Below are 21283 nucleotides of genomic sequence, written 5' to 3'. Positions count from 1 at the left end.
CTTGCTGGCGATTGCGATCAGGCAACCCCATCTCTGTTGCCTGACACGCCGCTATCGCCAGCAAGCCGACTCCCACAAGGGAATGGCGTGGAACGCAAAGTCAGAGCTTGGCTGCTGGCCGCTTGGTCTGCAGCAGGTGCGAGAACACCGCATGCAGATCATCCGACGCACTTTCCTCGTCCAGATTGAGCTTGCTGTCGATATGGTCCATGTGGTGCATCATCAGTTCCACCGCCAACGCCGCATCCCGTGCCTCGATGGCATCTATCAACTGGGTGTGCTCGTCATAGGAGCAGTGCGAGCGATTGCCGCTTTCATACTGGGCAATGATCAACGATGTCTGCGACACCAGGCTGCGCTGGAAGCTGATCAGCGGGGCATTCGTTGCCGCTTCCGCCAGCTTCAGGTGGAACTCGCCGGACAGACGAATCCCTGCCCCGCGATCACCACGGGAAAAACTCTCGCGCTCCTCGCGAACCATCTGCCGCAACTCGGCCAACTGCTCGGCCGTCGCATGCTGCACCGCCAGCTCGGTGATTGCCTTCTCCACCATGCGCCGGGCAAAGAATACCTGGCGGGCTTCCTCGACACTCGGGCTGGCGACCACCGCGCCACGATTGGGCCGCAGCAGCACCACGCCCTCATGGGCCAGGCGCGACAGGGCACGGCGAATGATGGTCCGGCTGACCCCGAAGATTTCCCCCAACGCCTCTTCACTCAGTTTGGTGCCGGGCGCCAGGCGCTGCTCGAGAATCGCCTCGAAGATATGCGCATAGACGATATCGTCCTGGGTCACGCTGCGGCCGGCCTTGCCTGCTCGCGGTTGTTTCTTGAGGGGCTGCAACTGTTCGTTCATGGGCACTCGAGTCGGGAACGGGGCAAGGGACTGTCATAAGCCACAATGGATCGCTGACAAGTATCGCGTAAAGTCATGGCACATTGTACACAACCTCTAGCACCAACACGACTGTACGGCTGTTTGCGGTCACGGCTGTATTGCAATAAACAGTTACCTTTGCGTTTAGGCTGCAAGCGCCATCAACGCCCTGTTTTTTCAGTACAAGGAAAGCTCCATGACCGACCTCACTCAAGCGCGATTGCGCCCCTTGGCCGACACTTCGCCTTCGGCGGTGGTCGCCGGGTTCATCGCGATGATGACCGGCTACACCAGTTCGCTGGTGCTGATGTTCCAGGCCGGGCAAGCCGCCGGCCTGAGCAGCGGACAGATTTCCTCATGGATCTGGGCCCTGTCGATCGGCATGGCGATCTGCAGTATCGGGCTGTCCCTGCGCTACCGTACGCCGATCACTGTTGCCTGGTCGACACCCGGTGCGGCGCTGCTGATCACCAGCCTGTCCGGGGTCAGCTATGGCGAAGCGATCGGCGCCTATATCACCTGCGCCGTGCTGGTCACGATCTGCGGCCTGACCGGCAGCTTCGAGCGTCTGGTCAAGCGCCTGCCCTCCTCGCTGGCTGCGGCGCTGCTGGCCGGCATCCTGTTCAAGATCGGCAGCGAGATCTTCGTCGCGGCCCAGCATCGTACCGGCCTGGTGCTGGGGATGTTCTTCACCTACCTGCTGGCCAAGCGTCTGTCACCACGTTATGCGGTGCTCACCGCACTGCTGGTCGGCACCCTGCTGTCCGGGTTGCTTGGCCTGCTGGACTTCAGCGCCTTCCATCTGGAGGTCGCGATTCCGCTGTGGACCACGCCGTCGTTCTCGCTGGCGGCGACCATCAGCATCGGCATTCCGTTGTTCGTGGTGGCGATGACCTCACAGAACATGCCCGGCATCGCCGTGCTGCGGGCCGACGGCTACAACGTGCCGGCCTCGCCGCTGATCAGCGTGACCGGTATCGCCTCGCTGCTGCTGGCGCCGTTCGGTTCCCATGGGGTCAACCTGGCGGCCATCAGCGCGGCGATCTGCACCGGGCCGCACGCCCATGAAGACAAGAACAAGCGCTACACCGCAGCGGTATGGTGCGGGATTTTCTACGGCATCGCCGGGATCTTCGGCGCCACGCTGGCGGCGCTGTTCGCCGCACTGCCCAAGGAGCTGGTGCTGTCGATTGCCGCGCTGGCGCTGTTCGGTTCGATCATCAACGGCCTGAGCATTGCCATGAACCAGCCCAAGGAACGTGAAGCGGCGCTGATCACCTTCATGGTCACCGCTTCGGGTTTCACCCTGTTCTCGGTAGGCTCGGCGTTCTGGGGCATCGTTGCCGGGGTGCTGACATTGCTGATTCTCAACTGGCGCAAGGCCTGATAGCACAAGGCTTCGCGGGCAAGCCGCGCTCCTGCGGGCCTGCGGTGTACGCCCCCCTGGACTGCCCCACAGGGGTTGGATTAGTGTCCAACCTCTTGGGGGCAGTCCACCCTGGAGCAGGCGGTGCGGCGATCCGACTTGCCGGCGAACAGGCCCTTCAGGCCGCCAGAAGCTTCGCGGGCAAGCCCGCTCCCAGAAAAGCCCGCTGTCACGGAAACAGTCCTTGCAGACAGCATACTGCTAGATTCGGAAGTGCCCGACCATGCCCTTCAACTCCATCCCCAAATGCGCCAGCTCGGTACTCGATGCCGCATTGCCCTGCATCGCCACCGCCGACTGATCGGCGCTCGCGCGAATGCTGGTCACGCTGCGGTTGATCTCTTCCGCCACCGAACTCTGCTCTTCAGCCGCTGCCGCGATCTGCTGGTTCATCTGCTGGATCAACGATACTGCCGAGGCAATGCTGCCCAGCGCGCTTTCGGTCTGCAGCGCATCGCTGACCGCCAGCTTGACCAGGTCGCCACTGCTGCGGATCTGCTCCACCGATGACTGCGCGGCCGAACGCAAGGCGCTGACCAACCGCTCGATTTCTTCAGTCGACTGCTGGGTACGCTTGGCCAAGGCCCGCACTTCATCGGCCACCACGGCGAACCCTCGCCCCTGTTCTCCGGCACGGGCCGCCTCGATCGCGGCATTCAACGCCAGCAGATTGGTCTGTTCGGCGACGCTCTTGATCACACTGAGTACGGTGCCGATATTCTGGATTTCCGCGCTGAGGCTTTCGATGCTTACGCTGGCGGAGTTGGCCGAGTCGGCCAGTTGCTCGATGCGCTGCATGCTCTGACGTACCACCTGCTGGCCGCTGTCGACCTTCTCGTCGGCGGTCTGCGCCGCCAGTGCCGCTTCTTCGGCGTTACGCGCAACATCGTGGACGGTAGCGGTCATCTGGTTCATCGCCGTCGCCACCTGCTCGGTTTCTTCCTTCTGGGTGCTGACTTCCAGGTTGGTCTGTTCGGTCACCGCCGACAAGGAATGAGCCGAACTCGCCAACTGTTCGATCCCGGCCTGCAAACCACTGACGATGCCACTCAAACCGGCAGCCATCTGTTGCATCGCCTGCATCAGTTGACCGATTTCGTCATGGCGCCGAACCTCGATCGTCGCCGTCAGGTCGCCGGCGGCAATCTGCTGGGCCACCCGAATCACGCTCCGCAGCGGCGCAACGATCAGGCGACTGATCACCAGCGCGGCCACCAGGCCAACCAGCAAGGCCAGGGCCGAGGAGCCGATGATCAACAGCGAATTCTTCTTCAGTTCAGCCTGCATCGACTGGTCCTCGGCCCCATAGGCCTGATTGACCCGCTCGACCACCTGGGCCGCGCGTTCATGCAGTTGCTGATAGACCTGCTTTTCCTGCTCCAGCAGGCCGGTGTACTCGGTGAGCTTGTCATTGAAGCTGGCGATATGACCACCGACTTCATTGAGCACCGTCTGGTAGCCGGCGTCCTTGACCGAGGTCTTGAGTTGCTCGACGCCGGCCAGCGCCTGGTCGGCCTGCTCGATCTTGCCCTGACTCTCCTCATCGCCCTTGCGGCTCTGGTCGAGACGCACGCGCGCCTCGTTCATCGCCTGCAGCATCAGTTGCGAGACATGGCTGACCTGCGCGGCCTGTTCGAGGAATTCATTGCCTTCCTGGCCCTGGGACTGCTTGAGGGTGTAGCTGCCGTCATCGGCCAGTCCGGCCTGCAGCACATCCAGATTGTTGGCTACGCTGGACACCGACCAACTGGCCATTTCCAGCGCCAGGTCCTTGGCCTGGGTGATCCCGACGAACTCGTCGAAAGCCTTGCGATAAGCCGCCAGGGCCTGCTCGACATCATTCATGATCGCGACGTTGGCCGGCGATTGCGCCTTGAGTGTCTGCGCCAACGCTGTCAGGCCATCCACGCCCTCATGTAGGGCATCCACGGTCTTGGGGTTCGAATGCAAGGCATAATCCTGCTCCAGCAAGCGCACCTTGAGCAGGCTGCTGTTGAGCGAAGACATTTGCTTGAGCCCGTCGAAACGCAGACTGATAGCCTGCAAGGACCAGACGCCGATTGCCGCCACCAGCCCGGTGAGCAGCAATACCAGGGTAAAACCGATACCCATCTTTTTCGCCATGCCGAGGCTGGCGAAACGTCCTTGCACGGCAGAAATCATGGGGGATTATCTCCAATCGAATGCTGAAGGCGCGCAAGCCATTCAAGATTCATGCAGATTCGCAACCACGACCGGTGTAACACAAGCCTTTGACGCCGGAATAATGGCCTAAAGCTATATCTGCGTCGTTTTCAGAATCGTCGAGGTCGATTCGGCACCTCCCAGCAACCGGAAGAACTTCTGCGCCCGCGAGTCCGTCGCATAGGCCACATTGATCCGCAACCAGCCAGCAGAGGTAGCCCTCGGAGTGAAGGCCGAGTCCTGGGCCAGCAACACCCCGAGCTGCCGGGCACCGGCCTGGACCTGAGCCGCGTTGTACCGCCGACTGCGGGCCCAGACGAACATGCCGGCGGACGGCTCGCTGAATACTTCCCAGCCGCTTTCCTCGAGCATGTCCAGGGTTGCGGCCATCTCCGTCCCCAGACGCTGACGCAGGCGCTGGACCAGCTTTCGATAGGCACCGTTGGCCAACAGCGTGGCAACGACGCACTCGGCAAACCGCGAAGCGCCGAGACTGGTGATCATCTTCACTTCAGCCAGGCGCTGGATGAGCCCGGCATGAGCCCGGATAAACCCGACTTTCAAGGAACTGCTCAGGGTTTTCGAGAAACCACCGAGATAGATCACCCGCTGCTCGCCATCCAGCGCTGCCAATTGCACCCCCGGCCCGCCCTGCAGATCGCTGCAGACACCGTTCTCGATGATCAGAAAGTCCTCAGAACGGGCCAACTGCAGCAACTGCGTGGCGACCGGCAGGGTCAAGCTGCTGCCCGTAGGGTTGTGGCACAGGCTGTTGACGAACAGGCATTTGGGCCGATGGGTGCGCAGGAGGTTGCACAATACCTCGACATCGGGCCCCGACCGCGTTCGGGGTACTTCCAGCAACTCGATACCCTGCAATTGCAGGAGCCGGTAGAGATTCCCATAGCCGGGCGTTTCGACCATGACGCAATCACCCGGCTTGAGTAGCGTGCGTACCAGCAGATCGAGGCCCTGAGTCACGCCCAGGGTGGTCAGCACCTCGCCATCCACCGACTGGATGCCTTTCTGGGTCAGGCACTTGTGCAACTGCTGACGCAAGGCTGGCAACCCCAGCGGCGTGCTGTAGTGGAACAGGCCCTGCATCTGCGTACGACTGACCTCACGCACCGCATAGCCAATATCGTCACTCTCGCGCCAACCCTGGGGGATCCAGCCGCACCCCAGTTTCAACTCGCCCAGCGGGTGTTCGTCGAACTCGCCCCACTTCGCCTCAAGGCCCTCGTACCACTCCTGTTCACAGACCGCCCGGGAAGCGCCCGTGGTTTGCGCCACGATGAACACCGAGCCATTCCGCGACGCCAGCACGCCCTGCATCACCAGACGCTCATAAGCCTCGGTCACATTGGTCTGACTGAGGCAGTTTTCCTTGGCCAACTGCCGTACCGACGGCAGGCGAGTCCCCGGGCAGGCCCGGCTAAGGCGGATCCATTCGACGATAGCGTTGACGATTTGCTGCACGACAGGCACCAGGGCCTGCCGATCAATTTCCAGATCCATTGTATGTGACGCTCCAACGCACGGTTATTTCCCGTTAAACAGTTAAACATACAAAGCCATCCCTTCCGCTTGCACAAAAAGCCTATCCGGCCATCGCTACAAGCCACGCCAACCGTGGCCTGTAGCATTTACCCCACAGAAACAAACGAATACTCCGACTGTATTCGCAACATGGGCGGACATAAAAAAACCCGCCTATGCGGGTTCTTTTTATGTTGGAACTACAGCCCTCGACGAAGAGTGCGACAGATCAAATGGCCGTGGCTCCACCGTCCACGGTCAGTGCATGACCGGTAGTGAAGGCCGCGCCGTCGCTGCACAGATAGAGGACCGCGCTGGCAATCTCCTCGACCTTGCCGATACGCCCGACCGGATGCATCGCCGCAGCGAACTCGGCCTTCCTCGGGTCGGCCTCGTAGGCCCGCCGGAACATGTCGGTATCGATGACGGCCGGGCATACCGCGTTGACCCGAATCCCCCGTTTCGCATACTCGATCGCCGCCGACTTGGTCAGGCCGATCACCGCATGTTTGGAAGCGGCATAGATGCTCATCTTGGGCGCAGCACCGAGACCGGCCACCGACGCGGTGTTGACGATGACGCCACCGCCCTGAGCCTGCATCAGCGGCAACTGGTACTTCATGCACAGCCAGACGCCCTTGACGTTGACTCCCATGATCGCATCGAACTCGTCCAGGGTGCCGTCGGCCAGCTTGCCCTTCTCGATCTCGATCCCGGCATTGTTGAAGGCATAGTCGAGCCGACCGTAGGTACCGACAGCCTGCTCCATCAGCTTCTGCACCTCGGCTTCGCGGGTGACGTCACAGCGAACGAAAATCGCCTCGCCGCCGGCGGCACGAATCGACTCGACAGTACCCTCGCCGCCTGCCACGTCCAGGTCGGCTACCACCACCTTCAAACCTTCGGCTGCAAAAGCCTGGGCGGTTGCCCGGCCAATTCCAGCAGCGGCGCCGGTCACCAGGGCCACCTGGCCGGAAAACGTCATGCTCATGGTGCTTGTCCTCGCTGAGTGCGTGAGTGATCGTCCGGCCTGAGTCTAGCCAGAGGCATGCATGACCGGGCAGCACTATCAGAAGGCCGGTTATCGTCTTATGCGCCAGAGTGATAAGTTAGGGTGATAACCGCCTATGGACTACCATCACCCAATTGGATCGATGCCTATTCGCCCGACCGGCAAGACTTGCCGTGAGTTCGATCAGGGTCTATCTACAAGGCTTCATTGACCGCTTCGAGTATCTGCCATGACCACCCAGAACAACCGTCAATTCCTGCTGGCCAAACGCCCGGTCGGTGCCGCCACCCGCGAAACCTTTACCTACCAGGAAGTCCCCGTGGGTGAGCCGGGCGCCAATCAGATCCTGGTCAGGAACGAATACCTGTCCCTGGACCCGGCCATGCGGGGCTGGATGAACGAAGGCAAGTCCTACATCCCGCCCGTGGGCTTGGGCGAAGTGATGCGGGCTCTGGGTGTCGGCCAGGTGGTCGCCTCGAACCACCCGGGGTTCGCGGTCGGCGACTATGTCAACGGCGCCCTGGGGGTGCAGGACTACTTCCTGGGCGAGCCCCGTGGTTTCTACAAGGTCGACCCGAAACTGGCGCCGCTGCCGCGTTATCTGTCGGCACTGGGCATGACCGGCATGACCGCCTACTTCGCTCTGCTGGAGGTCGGCGCACCGCAGGAAGGTGAAACCGTGGTGATCTCCGGCGCTGCCGGGGCAGTGGGCAGCATCGCCGGCCAGATCGCCAAGCTCAAGGGCTGCCGAGTGGTCGGGATCGCGGGCGGCGCCGATAAATGCCGCTTCCTGATCGATGAGCTGGGCTTTGACGGCACCATCGACTACAAGAACGAGGACGTTCTCGCCGGGCTGAAACGCGAATGCCCCAAGGGCGTCGATGTGTATTTCGACAACGTCGGCGGCGACATTCTCGATGCCGTACTGACCCGCCTGAACCTCAAGGCCCGCGTGGTGATCTGCGGCGCAATCAGCCAGTACAACAACAAGGAAGCGGTCAAGGGCCCGGCGAACTACCTGGCGCTGCTGGTCAATCGCGCGCGCATGGAAGGTTTTGTGGTCATGGACCACGCCGCGAAATTCGCCGCCGCCGGGCAGGAAATGGCCGGCTGGATGGCCAAAGGGCAGCTCAAGAGCAAGGAAGATATCGTCGACGGGCTGGAAACGTTCCCCGAGACGCTGGCGAAGCTGTTCAGCGGCGAGAACTTTGGCAAGCTGGTGCTGAAGGTCTGAAACGCTGCGCAGTAGCGTCGCCTAGGGCGGCGCTACTCGCATCTGACTGCAGAATCAGGCCAGTTCGGCGACCACTGCCGCCAGCGCCTGCGCCGGATCGGTAGCCTTGCTGATCGGCCGGCCGATCACCAGGTAGTCGGAACCGGCGTCCAGGGCCTCGCGCGGCGTCAGGATACGGCGTTGGTCATCCACCGCGCTGCCTGCCGGACGAATTCCCGGCGTTACCAGTTGCAGGCCAGGATGCGCGCTCTTGAGGGCCGAAGCTTCCAGTGCCGAGCACACCAGGCCATCCAGCCCGGCCTTCTCGGCCAGGGCAGCCAGTCGCAGCACCTGTACTTGCGGCTCGACATCCAGGCCGATACCGGCCAGGTCTTCACGCTCCATGCTGGTCAAGACGGTCACGCCGATCAACAGCGGCTTGGGTCCGCTGCGCTGCTCAAGCACTTCGCGGCAGGCCGCCATCATGCGCAGGCCACCGGAGCAATGCACGTTGACCATCCACACGCCCATTTCCGCCGCAGCCTTGACGGCCATCGCGGTGGTGTTGGGAATGTCGTGGAACTTGAGGTCCAGGAACACTTCGAAGCCCTTGTCACGCAGGGTCCCGACAATTTCCGAAGCGCAGCTGGTGAACAATTCCTTGCCGACTTTGACCCGGCACAGTTTCGGGTCCAACTGATCGGCCAGCTTCAGGGCGGCGTCACGGGTAGGGTAATCCAGGGCGACGATGATGGGAGTCTGGCAGGCGGACATGAATGGGCTCTCAGGCAAGTCGAAATCGGCGCGCATTGTAGCGGAACGCGGGAGCGTTCGGGACCCGGTGATCGGCAAATGTAGCGGGCACGCGCCATAAACGCTCGTACTTGCACCAATTAAAGTCGAAATCCGGTGCAACCTCGGCGAAATGTCCTCGATACGACCCTCTTTCCCTCCTTTGCGACACACTCTCCCGCTCTGGCACGCGCGCTGCACTCGCCTGCACCGAGCAGTTATTCAAATGGTTCAGGGAGAAAGACATGAACACTCAACTCAAGCCCACGCTGGGCACATTGCATTTGTGGGGCATCGCGGTCGGCCTGGTGATTTCCGGTGAATATTTCGGCTGGAGCTATGGCTGGGGCGTTGCCGGTACCCTCGGGTTCCTGGTGACCTCGTTGATGGTCGCGGCGATGTACACCTGCTTTATCTTCAGCTTCACCGAACTGACCACCGCCATTCCCCATGCCGGCGGTCCGTTTGCCTACAGCCGACGGGCGTTTGGCGAAAAAGGCGGGTTGATCGCCGGCCTGGCGACCCTGATCGAGTTCGTCTTCGCCCCGCCAGCCATTGCGCTGGCGATCGGTGCCTACCTGAACGTGCAGTTTCCGGCGCTCGATCCCAAGCACGCGGCCGTGGGTGCCTACATTGTGTTCATGGGGCTGAATATTCTCGGCGTGAAACTGGCGGCCACATTCGAACTGGTGGTCTGCGTCCTCGCGGTAGCCGAGTTGCTGGTGTTCATGGGCGTGGTCGCGCCGGCCTTCAGTTTCAGTCATTTTGCCCTGAACGGCTGGGCTGGTGCCGACAGCTTCGGCGCACCGGCGATTGCCGGCATGTTCGCGGCCATTCCGTTCGCCATCTGGTTCTTCCTCGCTATCGAAGGCGCCGCCATGGCTGCCGAAGAAGCCAAGGATCCGAAACGGACCATTCCCAAGGCCTATATCAGCGGCATTCTGACCCTGGTACTGCTGGCCATGGGCGTGATGTTCTTCGCTGGCGGCGTCGGTGACTGGCGAACCTTGTCGAATATCAACGACCCCCTGCCCCAGGCAATGAAAGCCGTGGTCGGCGACAGCTCCGGCTGGCTGCACATGCTGGTCTGGATTGGCCTGTTCGGCCTGGTGGCGAGCTTCCACGGGATCATTCTCGGCTACTCGCGACAGTTCTTCGCCCTGGCCCGCGCCGGCTACCTGCCCGTATCCCTGGCCAAGCTGTCACGCTTCCAGACCCCGCACCGCGCGATCATCGCCGGCGGCCTGATCGGCATCGCCGCCATCTACAGCGACGGCCTGATCAACCTCAGCGGCATGACCCTCACGGCGGCCATGATCACCATGGCGGTGTTCGGCGCCATCGTCATGTACATCATGAGCATGCTCAGCCTGTTCAAGCTACGCAAGACCGAGCCGAACCTGGAGCGCACCTTCCGCGCGCCGGGCTATCCCTTCGTACCGGCCATCGCGCTGTTGCTGGCAGTGGTCTGCCTCGTCGCCATGGCCTGGTTCAATGCCCTGATCGGCCTGATCTTCGTCGGCTTCATGGCCGCAGGCTTTCTCTACTTCCTGCTCACCGGCCAACTGCGGGCGGCAGCCCCGGCGGATGCGATGCTGACCGGGCTGTAAGCACCCTCGGGGCAGAACCGGTTTACAATTGAACCACTGAGAGCGCACTTCACTCAAAGTGGCAAGGACCGACCTCCCGCGCGAATCATTCGCCCGGGCTCGGTCCATCGAGGAGAACCCTATGCCCTGGTATGCCTGGTTGATCCTGCTGGTCGCGATCGGCTCCATCGTTGGCGGCCTGATGATGCTGCGAGACACCGCCAGCAAGGTGGAACTGACGGATGAGCAGCGTCAACGCGTCCAGCAACGCAATGCCGAAGCGGATGCCAAGGACGCTCAGGATCGCTGACTGGCGACACTTGAACGAAATTGAACGACGCCACAAAAAAATCTGGCTAATCACCTCCAAGTCATAGTTATCATTGGCTACAGATTTGGAGGCCCCGCCATGCGCTATTCGCACGACCACAAAGCCCAGACCCACGAGCGCATCATCAAGGAAGCAGCAGCGCGTTTTCGCCGCGACGGCATCGGTGCCACCGGCCTGCAACCCTTGATGAAAGCCCTGGGACTGACCCATGGCGGCTTCTACGCACACTTCAAATCCAAGGATGAGCTGGTCGAAAAGGCCTTGCAGGAAGCGGCGGCGGAACTGGATGTGCATTGCGACATGCTGTTCAGCCAGGACAAGCCCCTGCAGTCGTTCATCGACAGCTATCTCTCCGAATGGCACCAGACCACTCCCGAAAACGGCTGCCCGATTCCGACCATGTGCTCGGAGCTGGGCCAGCGCGGCGAACCGAGCCCGACGACGGATAGAGTGATCGAATCGCGGCTCAAGCAGGTGGAAACGGCGCTGGGCTCGGGGCCGGATGCGCAAGAGCAAAGCATCGTCATGCTGGCGACCCTGGTCGGGGCACTAGTGATGTCGCGCAGTGCGGAAGATCCGGAACTGGCGAGGAAGATCCTGGAAGTGACCAAGGCGCATCTGAAGGATCAGGTCGAGTAAGGCTCATCGAGAAAGGAGGCCGATCCCTTGACCGGCCTCGAGGGTCAGTCAGATCGCGTCAATTGATATCCAACTGATCACGGTTCTTGTCGAGAATCGACTTGCCGATCCCCTTTACCTCAAGCAATTCCTCCACCGAGGAAAAAGGTCCGTTCGCTTCGCGATAGGCAACGATAGCCTGGGCCTTGGCTTCGCCGATGCCGGACAGCTCACGCTGGATAGTCAGGGCATCGGCGGTATTGAGGTTGACCTTGCCAGCCTTGGTCGTAGCCATGGCCTGGCTGGGCGCCGAGGTTTGCGACTGCACGGCTGGTGCGGCATTGACGGCGACAGCAGCACCGAGCAGGAAAGTGAACAACAAGGAAGGAAGAACGCCTGTACGCATAAGTGACACTCCATGACATCGTAGGGGAAAAGCAGCTTTTCCGAAGCTGCCTTTCAAACCTAGGTGATGCCTGGGCCTTGTCAAAAGCGTGGCCGTTACCGGGTGTGTAGCTCAGGGATCCATGCGGCGCTGTTGGTAGATCCAGTCGACGATCTCACCATCTGGCGCATAACCACTCACCGTTTCACGCAACAGTTGCCGGACACGCGCGTAATCATCACTCTCCACGGCCTTGAGCAATTCGGCCAGGCGCAACTTGAGCACATCCCAAGGCAGCATGTCTTCATTGGCAGTCATGATCATGGGATGGCGGGTTGCCGCTACGTTGTCGCCAATCAGCAACTCCTCGTAAAGCTTTTCTCCCGGACGCAGGCCGGAAAACTCAATGGCAATATCGCCATGGGGGTTCTTGTCAGAACGAACGCTCAAGCCGGAAAGGTGAATCATCTTCTCCGCCAGCTCGATAATTCTCACCGGCTCGCCCATGTCCAGGACAAACACATCGCCACCCTGCCCCATGGAGCCAGCCTGAATGACCAGTTGAGCGGCCTCGGGGATGGTCATGAAATAGCGCGTGATCTTCGGGTGAGTCACGGTAAGCGGCCCACCCGCCTTGATCTGCTTGTGGAACAAGGGGATGACCGAACCCGACGAGCCCAGCACGTTGCCAAAACGAACCATGGTGAAACGGGTCTTGTTGACACGCGACACATTCCCCGGCTCCCCAAAAAGCACGGGGGCCTGCTCGCGACTGAGGGCCTGCAAGGTCAGTTCGGCCAGACGCTTGGTACTGCCCATGACGTTGGTCGGGCGCACGGCCTTGTCGGTGGAAATAAGCACGAAATTCGCCACGCCAGCCTGCAATGCCGCCTGCGCGGTATTGAGCGTACCGATCACATTGTTCAGCACACCCTCGGCAATGTTGTGCTCGACCATGGGTACATGCTTGTAGGCGGCGGCGTGATAAACCGTCTCGACTTGCCAGGTCTTCATGACCGACAGCAACTTGCCCTGGTCGCGCACCGAGCCCAGGATAGGCAGCAACCGCACGGACAGCGACTCGCGCGACACACGCCGCTCAAGTTCGGACAAGATCGTGTAGAGATTGAATTCGCTGTGCTCGAAGAGCAGCAGTGTCGTCGGACGCTGGGCCAGAATCTGTCGGCAGAGCTCCGAACCGATCGAGCCCCCCGCCCCCGTCACCAGCACCGAACGCCCCTTGATGCAGTGCTCGAGCAGTTCGGCCTGGGCAGGCACCGCGTCACGTCCCAGGAGGTCGGCGATATCGACCTCCTGGATGTCGTCGACCTTGACCCGTCCGCTGGCCAGGTCCATGAAACCCGGTACGCTTCGTACGTGCAGCGGGTAGCCTTCGAGCAGACCGAGGATCTCACGCCGCCGGGCGCGCGAAGAGGACGGAATCGCCAGGAGAATCTCCTGAGCCCCGGTGGCGTCGATCATCTGCTGGATGTGCCTGGGCTTGTAGACCTGCAAACCCGAGATACTTCGGTCGCAGATACTGCTGTCGTCGTCGATAAAGGCCACTGGCTGCATGACTCGGCCCATTCGCAACGCGGCGACCAGTTGGTTGCCCGCCGCTCCCGCGCCATATACCGCAACTTTCGTCAGGCCATTGTCACGGTTGGCAAAGGGCATGTGCTGGGAGGCGCCGAACCAATCGCCGAGAAAATACTGGCGCATGGCCAAGCGCAGGCCACCGATCATGATCAGGCTCAACCACCAGTAGTTGAACATGATGGAGCGCGGCACCACCGTCTGGTGATTGCTGTAGAGATAAACGACCACCCCGAGAATCAATGAGGACAGGCTGACCGCCTTGATGATCGCTATCAGTGCATCGTTGCCGAAATAACGCATCACCGCCCGGTAAAGACCGAACCGAATGAACAGAGGAATGGCGACAATCGGCGCAGAAACGAACAACCAGCGATGCTGGGTAAAGGGGTTGATCAGATCGTCGACCCCCAGGCGGACGACAAACGACATCCACAGGGCGAACCAGACCAGAAACGTGTCGGCGACCAGTTGCAAAATGCGTTTTTTCCGACGCGGGAGACCCAACAAGCAGGTTCGTATCTTATCCATAACCCCTCTAAAGCCGATATCCGAAAAAGCTGCACGTACCGCCATCAATGCATTTGCCCACAATCTGGGAACGCAGTGGCTCAGCTCGCTTTCTCCAACTCACCCGCATGAAATTTTAATCCCAGAAAAACCAGGGGCACGTAAGCAAGCAGCAGGCCGGTCACACCCTCCAATATCGATAGACCGACACACAAGGCGATTGGCAGCAACCAGCAAAGATTGATCACTGCCACTGCCACTGTCACGGGCAAATGGCTGCCCAACTGCCGTGATGCATACTGATAAGCATGACTGCGATGGGCCTCATAGACCTTGTCGCCGCGCAAAAGACGTCGTGTCAGGGTGAACGTGGCATCGACAACAAACACTCCCAACAGAATGAGCCAGACCCACAGCAGTTGGGGTTTGCTCGATGCGGCATGAATGGAAAGTCCGCCAAGTATCACACCCAGAAAACCGCTGCCGGCGTCACCCATGAAGATGCGCGCAGGTGGAAAGTTCCAGTATAGAAAACCACAGACAGCCATTGCCAACAGCAGAGACGGCCAGACCAGGTCCAAGTCACCGCTGAGTCCGTAGACGAGACAGGCACCCAGACACACCGTGACCGCCTCGATACTGGCGATCCCGTCTATTCCATCCATGAAGTTGTAGAGGTTGAGCATCCAGACCAGATAGAACGCTGCCAGAATCGACCCTGGCACTCCCAACCTGACTTGCATACCCATCACATCAAGCGCAGGCAAACCGCCGAGCCAGAAAAGCAGCCAGGCTGCGCTAGAAAAATGTGCCAGCAAACGCCAGCGGGCAGCGATATGCCCATGATCATCGAGAAAACCGACCAGGGCGACCGCCCCTCCAGCGCCCAGTAACCCCCAGACTGCTGACCAGGACAAAAGATTCATTACTGCCAAAATGGGCAAAACCGCCAGGAAGCTGATGACGATGGCTACACCACCACCACGAGGGGTCGCAACAGAATGAGAGCTACGCTCGTTGGGCACATCCATCAAACTGCGCGCCAATGCATAACGCCGAAGAACACCTGTCAACAAAAACGACACCGTCAAAACGATCAGGCAGCACAAAAAAATCATCATCAGACTCAAGATCCCAACCGCACTCAAAATACGATATTCATGAAAAGCTTGTAGCCCGCTCAGCCCGGCGAGCGCTGGGCAAACCCAGGAAAAAATGAAGTCATGCCCAGAAGACAGCCACCTTGACACCTGCAACCGGCAGCGGGAGCCGGGTGAAGTTGGCCCTGTAGAGACGCGTGCTGGCCACAGTCGCAGTCTCAAGATCTGAGCCGCACGGACCGAACTCGGAGCAACGTGCATTCTACGCAACAACGCAGTGCTTGCCATCACGAACAGGGAAAGCGGCATATAAAAGAAGGAACGGCGGGGGATGCGCATGGACATTCCGAACCACTGTGGCCCCAGCAATACAACTATCACCAGACACCAGCCAAGCCGGAAAAACAATCCAATCAATAACCGCGGGGCAGAAAAGAAAATTCCATCAATATAGAAACTTAATAGAGCGCCAGCAGCGTGAGAACATGAGTAAGGCGAATTGCTTACCAAGCTGGGAGCCCTGTCTCAGGCGCTACTGCAAGATCAGCCACCTGATTTCGATCGAAATATGGCCAATGCCCCCAGAAGACACTTCAGGGAAAGCACCACGACGAGACGTAGCAAAAGGAAAGACGCAAATGAACAGATCGCCTGCTTTGGCAGTTGATCAGCTATCGTCTTCCTCCTCTTCATTCACGCGATCACGCAGCTCCTTGCCCGGCTTGAAATGCGGCACGAATTTGCCATCCAGGCTCACCGATTGACCCGTCTTCGGGTTACGCCCCACCCTCGGTGCACGATAATGCAGGGAAAAGCTACCGAATCCACGAATCTCGATCCGATCCCCAGTCGCGAGGCACTGGGACATCTGCTCAAGCATGGTCTTGATGGCCAGCTCGACATCCTTTGATGAGAGCAAGCCCTGATGGGTGACAATTCGCTCGATCAACTCCGACTTCGTCATATTTTTCCCTTCTTTTTCAAGCAGCTAGGAAAAGCATTTCGAAGGTTTTAGCACGGCTTGCAAGTTTTGAACAGCCCATCCATTGACTATCTGCATACCAGATACGTCAACGTTTGAAGAGAGCCATTGGCTAGTTACAGGTAACCAACAGGGTGCGGGTGACAGCCCCTGCAGGGTTCCAGCCAAACAGGTAATCGCCTTCCTCGTCCCGGGCATCGCTGGACTTGGCGAGCACCCTGTAGCCCTGAGCCTTGCACTCGCGAGCCGCACGCTTGTAGCACTTATCCCATCCGGAGCCGAGCCCCGAGCAGTCTATCTCGATGCCACTGACCCCATGCGTGACATGGGTCTTGGTGTTCGTGGTACACCCTGCGAGCAGTGCCAGGATGATTACCGCCATGAGCTTGCCCATTTACGTCCTTAGTTGGCCTCAAGTGCAAACAACGACTAGGCCAGACGCCTGTATCTTTACACTTTTAAATATGACAACCGCAAGACGGATTTTGTTTCGCGCCTGAAACAGACGAATTCCATCCACAAAAAAGGGCGACCGAAGTCGCCCTTTTTCAACAGTCAGACAGAACTCAGTTCTGTTTGGCCATTGCTTGACGCAGCAGAGCAGCCATGGTGGTGTCAGCTGCTTCACCTTCCGGAGCGGCTTTCAGGCTCTGGATGGCTTCTTTCTCGTCTTCAACGTCTTTCGACTTGATCGAGAGCTGGATTACGCGGCTCTTGCGATCAACGCTGATGATCTTGGCTTCTACTTCTTCGCCTTCTTTCAGGACGTTACGCGCGTCTTCAACGCGGTCACGGCTGATTTCGGAGGCTTTCAGAGTCGCTTCGATATCGTCGGCCAGAACGATGATGGCGCCTTTGGCGTCAACTTCTTTCACAGTGCCTTTAACGATGGCGCCTTTGTCGTTGACCGAGACGTACTCGGAGAACGGATCGCTTTCCAGCTGCTTGATACCCAGGGAGATGCGCTCGCGCTCTGGGTCAACCGACAGAATGACGGTGTCCAGCTCGTCGCCCTTTTTGAAGCGACGTACGGCTTCTTCGCCGACTTCGTTCCAGGAGATGTCCGACAGGTGAACCAGACCGTCGATGCCGCCGTCCAGACCAATGAAGATACCGAAATCGGTGATCGACTTGATGGTGCCGGAGATCTTGTCGCCCTTGTTGAACTGACCAGAGAAGTCTTCCCATGGGTTCGACTTGCACTGCTTGATGCCCAGGGAGATACGACGACGCTCTTCGTCGATGTCCAGAACCATGACTTCCACTTCGTCGCCGACTTGTACGACTTTCGAAGGGTGGATGTTCTTGTTGGTCCAGTCCATTTCCGAAACGTGTACCAGACCTTCAACGCCTTCTTCCAGCTCAGCGAAGCAGCCGTAGTCGGTCAGGTTGGTAACACGAGCGGTCACGCGGGTGCTTTCTGGGTAACGAGCCTTGATAGCGACCCATGGATCTTCGCCCAGTTGCTTCAGGCCCAGGGAAACACGATTGCGCTCGCGATCGTACTTCAGAACCTTGACATCGATCTCGTCGCCAACGTTGACGATTTCCGATGGGTGCTTGATGCGCTTCCAAGCCATGTCGGTGATGTGCAGCAGGCCATCGACGCCGCCCAGATCAACGAATGCGCCGTAGTCAGTGAGGTTCTTGACGATACCCTTGACTTGCTGGCCTTCCTGCAGGGATTCCAGCAGAGCTTCACGCTCGGCGGAGTTCTCGGCTTCCAGGACGCTGCGGCGGGAAACGACAACGTTGTTGCGTTTCTGGTCGAGCTTGATGACCTTGAACTCGAGCTCTTTGCCTTCCAGGTGCGTGGTGTCGCGCACTGGACGGACGTCAACCAGGGAACCTGGCAGGAACGCACGGATGCCGTTAACGTCGACAGTGAAGCCGCCCTTAACCTTACCGTTGATAACGCCCTTGACCACTTCCTCGGCTGCGAAGGCTGCTTCCAGAACGATCCAGCATTCAGCGCGCTTGGCTTTTTCACGGGACAGCTTGGTTTCACCAAAGCCATCTTCAACCGAATCCAGCGCCACGTGAACTTCGTCACCGACGTTGATGTTCAGTTCGCCAGCATCGGTGTAGAACTGTTCCAGCGGGATCAGAGCTTCAGACTTCAGACCAGCGTGGACAGTTACCCAACGAGCTTGGTAATCGATATCAACGATAACGCCGGTGATGATCGAACCAGCTTGAAGATTCAGGGTCTTCAAGCTCTCTTCAAAGAGTTCCGCAAAGCTTTCGCTCATTTTAATTCCTGTTGATGAGGGCGAAGAATACGCCCATCTGCCACACCCCAGACGGTGTGGGTTACGTTCATGTAAAAGAGGCCGTGCAGGACTATGACTGGTCCCCTGCACCCCTCTTGGTCACCCGGCGATATCGCGAATGGCGATCTCGCTCATGATGCGTTCCAGCACCTGCTCGATGGACAACTCCGTGGAATCCAGCTGTATGGCGTCGGCCGCCGGTTTGAGCGGGGCCACCGCACGCTGGGTATCGCGCTCATCACGCGCACGTATCTCATCCAGCAGACTCGACAGACTAACATCATCGCCCTTGGCCTTCAACTGCAAGTAGCGTCGGCGAGCACGCTCCTCGGAGCTGGCGGTCAGGAAAATCTTCAATGGCGCATCGGGAAACACGACGGTCCCCATGTCGCGACCATCGGCCACCAGTCCCGGCGCTTCGCGAAATGCCCGCTGGCGCTGCAGCAGCGCATCGCGCACCGCCGGCAGGGACGCAACCTGAGAAGCACCGGCACCGATGGACTCGTTACGGATATCCTGGGTGACGTCATCACCTTCCAGGATGATGCGCTGCGACTGACCATCGGTCGCGCCGATGAACTGCACGTCGAGATGCGCCGCCAGCAGCTTGAGGGATTCCTCGTTGGTCAGGTCGACGCCATGGTTGCGCGCAGCGAAGGCCAGCAACCGGTACAACGCACCGGAGTCCAGCAGGCACCAGCCCAGACGCTTGGCCAGCAAGCCGGCGATGGTGCCCTTGCCCGAGCCGCTAGGTCCGTCGATCGCAATGACGGGAGCTTGAATATTCACGACTGAGCCTCTTTATGATCATCGTTGGCGTTGATTGTGTCCTTGCTGGCCCGTCGGGCCAAGATCCTGCCGAAATGCTCACGCGCCGCCTGCGCACGCTTGAACACATCCAGCAGTTGATGCCCATCCCCTGCATCGACGGCATCACGCAGGACATCCAGGTCACTGCGGAAGGTATCCAGTGCACGCAGAACCGCCTCGCGGTTGGCCAGGAAGATGTCGTGCCACATGACCGGGTCGCTGCCGGCGATGCGCGTGAAATCACGGAATCCACCTGCGGCGTAACGGAAAATCTCCAGGTTCTCGTTGCGCTTGGCCAACGAATCGACCAGACCGAAAGCCAACAGGTGCGGCAGATGACTGGTAGCCGCCAGCACTTCGTCGTGGCGTTCGACGTCCATCTGCTCGACATCCGCCCCCAGCGCACGCCAAAGCGCATCAACCGTTGCCACGGCATCCGCATCGGTCCCGGCCAGCGGCGTCAGGATCACCTTGTGCCGCCGGAACAACCGGGCATTGGAGGCCTCGACACCGCTCTGCTCGGAACCGGCAATCGGATGCCCGGGCACGAACCGCGCCGGCATGGCACCAAACGCCTCGCCCGCGGCACGCACCACGTTACCCTTGGCACTGCCGACATCCGTCAGAATAGCCCGACCGAGATCCATGCCCGCCAACAGGCCAAGCATCTTTTCCATGGCCAGGATCGGCACTGCCAGCTGGATCACGTCGGCGCCCTGACACGCAACGGCCAGGTCTTCCTCGCAGCGATCGACCACCCCCAACTCCACCGCCAACCGGCGCGACTGCGGATTGAGATCGACCCCCACCACTTCCCGGCACAGCCCGCTTTCACGCAGGCCCTTGGCAAAGGAACCACCAATAAGCCCCAGACCGACCACCACCAGGCGGCCGATCATAGGCGTCACAGATTGCATCGACATGACATCAACCACGAGCCAGAACCTTGCCCAGAGCCTCGAGCAACCGGCTGTTTTCACTGGCCAGGCCGATACTGATCCGCAGATGCCGCGGCAGCCCGTAGCCACCAATCGGCCGCACGATCACACCTTCGCGCAATAGCCCCTGATAGACCGGCGCAGCATCGCGACCGACATCGACGGCAATGAAATTGGCACGCGAAGGAATCCAGTCCAGGCCCAACTGACGGAAACCGGCCTCCAACTGCTGCATGCCCGCCTCGTTCAGTTCGCGACTGCGAGCCACATAGTCGGCGTCATCCAGAGCGGCACGGGCCGCCACCAGGGCCAGGCTGTTGACGTTGAACGGCTGGCGTACGCGATTGAGGATATCCGCCACCGCCGGCGACGACAGCCCGTAACCGACCCGCAACGCCGCCAGGCCATAGGCCTTGGAAAAGGTGCGCGAAACCAGCAGGTTCGGGTAGCTCACCAGGTAGTTCAAGCCATTCGGCAGGTCATCACCCTGGGCATACTCGATGTACGCCTCGTCCAACACCACCAGCACGCGCTCGGGCACCGCGGCGAGGAAAGCCTCCAGCGCCTGCGGCCCGAACCAGGTTCCGGTCGGGTTGTTCGGGTTGGCGATGAACACCACACGCGTGTTCTCGTCGATTGCCGCCAGCATCGCCGGCAGGTCGTGGCCAAAATCCTTGGCCGGCGTCACGCGAGCGTCAGCCGCCACGGCCTGAGTCACAATCGGGTAGATCGCAAAGGCATGCTCGCTGAACACTGCGTTCAGGCCGGGTGCCAGGTAAGCCCGGGCGACCAGCTCAAGAATGTCGTTGGAACCATTGCCCAGGGTTACCTGGCTGGCCTGCACACCGCACAGCTCGGACAGACGCTGTTTCAGTTCAAAGCCATTGCCATCCGGGTAACGGGTCAGTTCCGCCAGTTCGCCGGCAATCGCCGCCAATGCCTTTGGGCTGGCACCCAGCGGGTTTTCGTTACTGGCCAGCTTGATGATATGTGCGGGATCGATATCCAGCTCACGCGCTAACTCGTCCACGGGCTTGCCCGGAACGTAAGGCGATAGTTTTTGCACGCCCGGCTGCGCCAGGGCGAGGAAGTCACCACTCATGCTCAA

The 21283-nt window shown here is 60.0% G+C and carries 18 protein-coding genes and 2 pseudogenes; 5 read left to right on the top strand and 15 right to left on the bottom strand.

The genetic code is table 11. The annotated features are described in order from the left end of the window. Window positions 1–100: 100 nt before the first annotated feature. Window positions 101–856 (bottom strand): GntR family transcriptional regulator, encoded by a 756-nt coding sequence (locus BLU37_RS16600; protein WP_010449708.1) that lies wholly within the window; start codon window positions 854–856, stop codon window positions 101–103. 217 nt (window positions 857–1073) lie between these two features. On the opposite strand from BLU37_RS16600, the gene BLU37_RS16595 reads away from it, so the two are divergent. Then, complete coding sequence (locus BLU37_RS16595; RefSeq protein WP_090206660.1) at window positions 1074–2264, top strand: benzoate/H(+) symporter BenE family transporter; 1191 nt, start codon at window positions 1074–1076, stop codon at window positions 2262–2264. A 240-nt stretch (window positions 2265–2504) separates the two neighbouring features. On the opposite strand, the gene BLU37_RS29945 is transcribed toward BLU37_RS16595, so the two are convergent. From BLU37_RS29945 to BLU37_RS16580, 4 genes and pseudogenes are all read right to left on the bottom strand, one after another. Continuing rightward, window positions 2505–3209 (bottom strand): methyl-accepting chemotaxis protein, encoded by a 705-nt coding sequence (locus BLU37_RS29945; protein WP_397428755.1) that lies wholly within the window; start codon window positions 3207–3209, stop codon window positions 2505–2507. Between the two features lie 204 nt (window positions 3210–3413). Next, window positions 3414–4310, bottom strand: a pseudogene (locus tag BLU37_RS29940) (HAMP domain-containing protein); the annotation flags it as partial. 270 nt (window positions 4311–4580) lie between these two features. Next, window positions 4581–6005, bottom strand: coding sequence for an aminotransferase-like domain-containing protein (locus BLU37_RS16585; protein ID WP_010449715.1), 1425 nt, complete (start codon window positions 6003–6005; stop codon window positions 4581–4583). A 250-nt stretch (window positions 6006–6255) separates the two neighbouring features. Further along, the gene (locus tag BLU37_RS16580) at window positions 6256–7017 is read right to left on the bottom strand and encodes an SDR family oxidoreductase (protein WP_090206657.1); all 762 of its coding nucleotides are present in this window, start codon (window positions 7015–7017) and stop codon (window positions 6256–6258) included. 250 nt (window positions 7018–7267) lie between these two features. Here BLU37_RS16580 and BLU37_RS16575 point away from each other — a divergent pair, with 250 nt between their 5' ends. Next, window positions 7268–8272, top strand: a complete 1005-nt coding sequence (locus BLU37_RS16575; RefSeq protein ID WP_090206654.1) for an NADP-dependent oxidoreductase — start codon at window positions 7268–7270, stop codon at window positions 8270–8272. 54 nt (window positions 8273–8326) lie between these two features. Here the strand turns inward: BLU37_RS16575 and pyrF are convergent, their stop codons facing one another. Next, window positions 8327–9025, bottom strand: a complete 699-nt coding sequence (gene pyrF, locus BLU37_RS16570) for an orotidine-5'-phosphate decarboxylase (RefSeq protein WP_172833029.1) — start codon at window positions 9023–9025, stop codon at window positions 8327–8329. A gap of 263 nt (window positions 9026–9288) precedes the next feature. On the opposite strand from pyrF, the gene eat reads away from it, so the two are divergent. From eat to BLU37_RS16555, 3 genes are all read left to right on the top strand, one after another. Further along, window positions 9289–10653 carry an ethanolamine permease gene (gene eat / locus BLU37_RS16565; RefSeq protein WP_090206647.1) on the top strand — a complete coding sequence of 455 codons (1365 nt, stop codon included), beginning with the start codon at window positions 9289–9291 and terminating at the stop codon, window positions 10651–10653. Window positions 10654–10774: 121 nt separating this feature from the next. Continuing rightward, the gene (locus BLU37_RS16560; RefSeq protein ID WP_010449721.1) at window positions 10775–10942 is read left to right on the top strand and encodes a DUF2897 family protein; all 168 of its coding nucleotides are present in this window, start codon (window positions 10775–10777) and stop codon (window positions 10940–10942) included. A 99-nt stretch (window positions 10943–11041) separates the two neighbouring features. Next, a complete protein-coding gene (locus tag BLU37_RS16555) occupies window positions 11042–11602 on the top strand; it encodes a TetR/AcrR family transcriptional regulator (RefSeq protein WP_029533765.1) in 561 nt (186 codons plus the stop codon). Window positions 11603–11660: 58 nt separating this feature from the next. On the opposite strand, the gene BLU37_RS16550 is transcribed toward BLU37_RS16555, so the two are convergent. From BLU37_RS16550 to hisC, 9 genes and pseudogenes are all read right to left on the bottom strand, one after another. Then, window positions 11661–11987, bottom strand: a complete 327-nt coding sequence (locus tag BLU37_RS16550; protein ID WP_010449725.1) for a ComEA family DNA-binding protein — start codon at window positions 11985–11987, stop codon at window positions 11661–11663. 111 nt (window positions 11988–12098) lie between these two features. Then, entirely contained in the window at window positions 12099–14093 is a 1995-nt protein-coding gene (locus BLU37_RS16545; RefSeq protein WP_090206644.1) for a polysaccharide biosynthesis protein, read from the bottom strand. A gap of 80 nt (window positions 14094–14173) precedes the next feature. Next, entirely contained in the window at window positions 14174–15193 is a 1020-nt protein-coding gene (locus BLU37_RS16540) for an MraY family glycosyltransferase (RefSeq protein ID WP_090206641.1), read from the bottom strand. 646 nt (window positions 15194–15839) lie between these two features. Next, a complete protein-coding gene (gene ihfB / locus BLU37_RS16535) occupies window positions 15840–16136 on the bottom strand; it encodes an integration host factor subunit beta (protein WP_010449731.1) in 297 nt (98 codons plus the stop codon). A gap of 130 nt (window positions 16137–16266) precedes the next feature. Next, window positions 16267–16548: a hypothetical protein gene (locus BLU37_RS16530; protein WP_090206639.1), complete on the bottom strand. Its 282-nt coding sequence runs from the start codon at window positions 16546–16548 to the stop codon at window positions 16267–16269. A gap of 172 nt (window positions 16549–16720) precedes the next feature. Beyond that, complete coding sequence (gene rpsA / locus BLU37_RS16525; protein WP_090206636.1) at window positions 16721–18406, bottom strand: 30S ribosomal protein S1; 1686 nt, start codon at window positions 18404–18406, stop codon at window positions 16721–16723. 120 nt (window positions 18407–18526) lie between these two features. Next, entirely contained in the window at window positions 18527–19216 is a 690-nt protein-coding gene (cmk, locus tag BLU37_RS16520) for a (d)CMP kinase (protein WP_010449737.1), read from the bottom strand. Window positions 19217–19236: 20 nt separating this feature from the next. Next, window positions 19237–20172: pseudogene (locus tag BLU37_RS16515) on the bottom strand (prephenate dehydrogenase/arogenate dehydrogenase family protein); the annotation flags it as partial. Next, window positions 20165–21277 carry a histidinol-phosphate transaminase gene (hisC, locus tag BLU37_RS16510; RefSeq protein ID WP_090206633.1) on the bottom strand — a complete coding sequence of 371 codons (1113 nt, stop codon included), beginning with the start codon at window positions 21275–21277 and terminating at the stop codon, window positions 20165–20167. The gene hisC and the pseudogene BLU37_RS16515, both read right to left, overlap by 8 nt. Window positions 21278–21283: the final 6 nt, after the last annotated feature.

The sequence above is a fragment of the Pseudomonas asplenii genome (genome assembly GCF_900105475.1).
Classification (GTDB): domain Bacteria; phylum Pseudomonadota; class Gammaproteobacteria; order Pseudomonadales; family Pseudomonadaceae; genus Aquipseudomonas; species Aquipseudomonas asplenii.
This window is presented reverse-complemented; position numbering and strand designations above follow the sequence as displayed.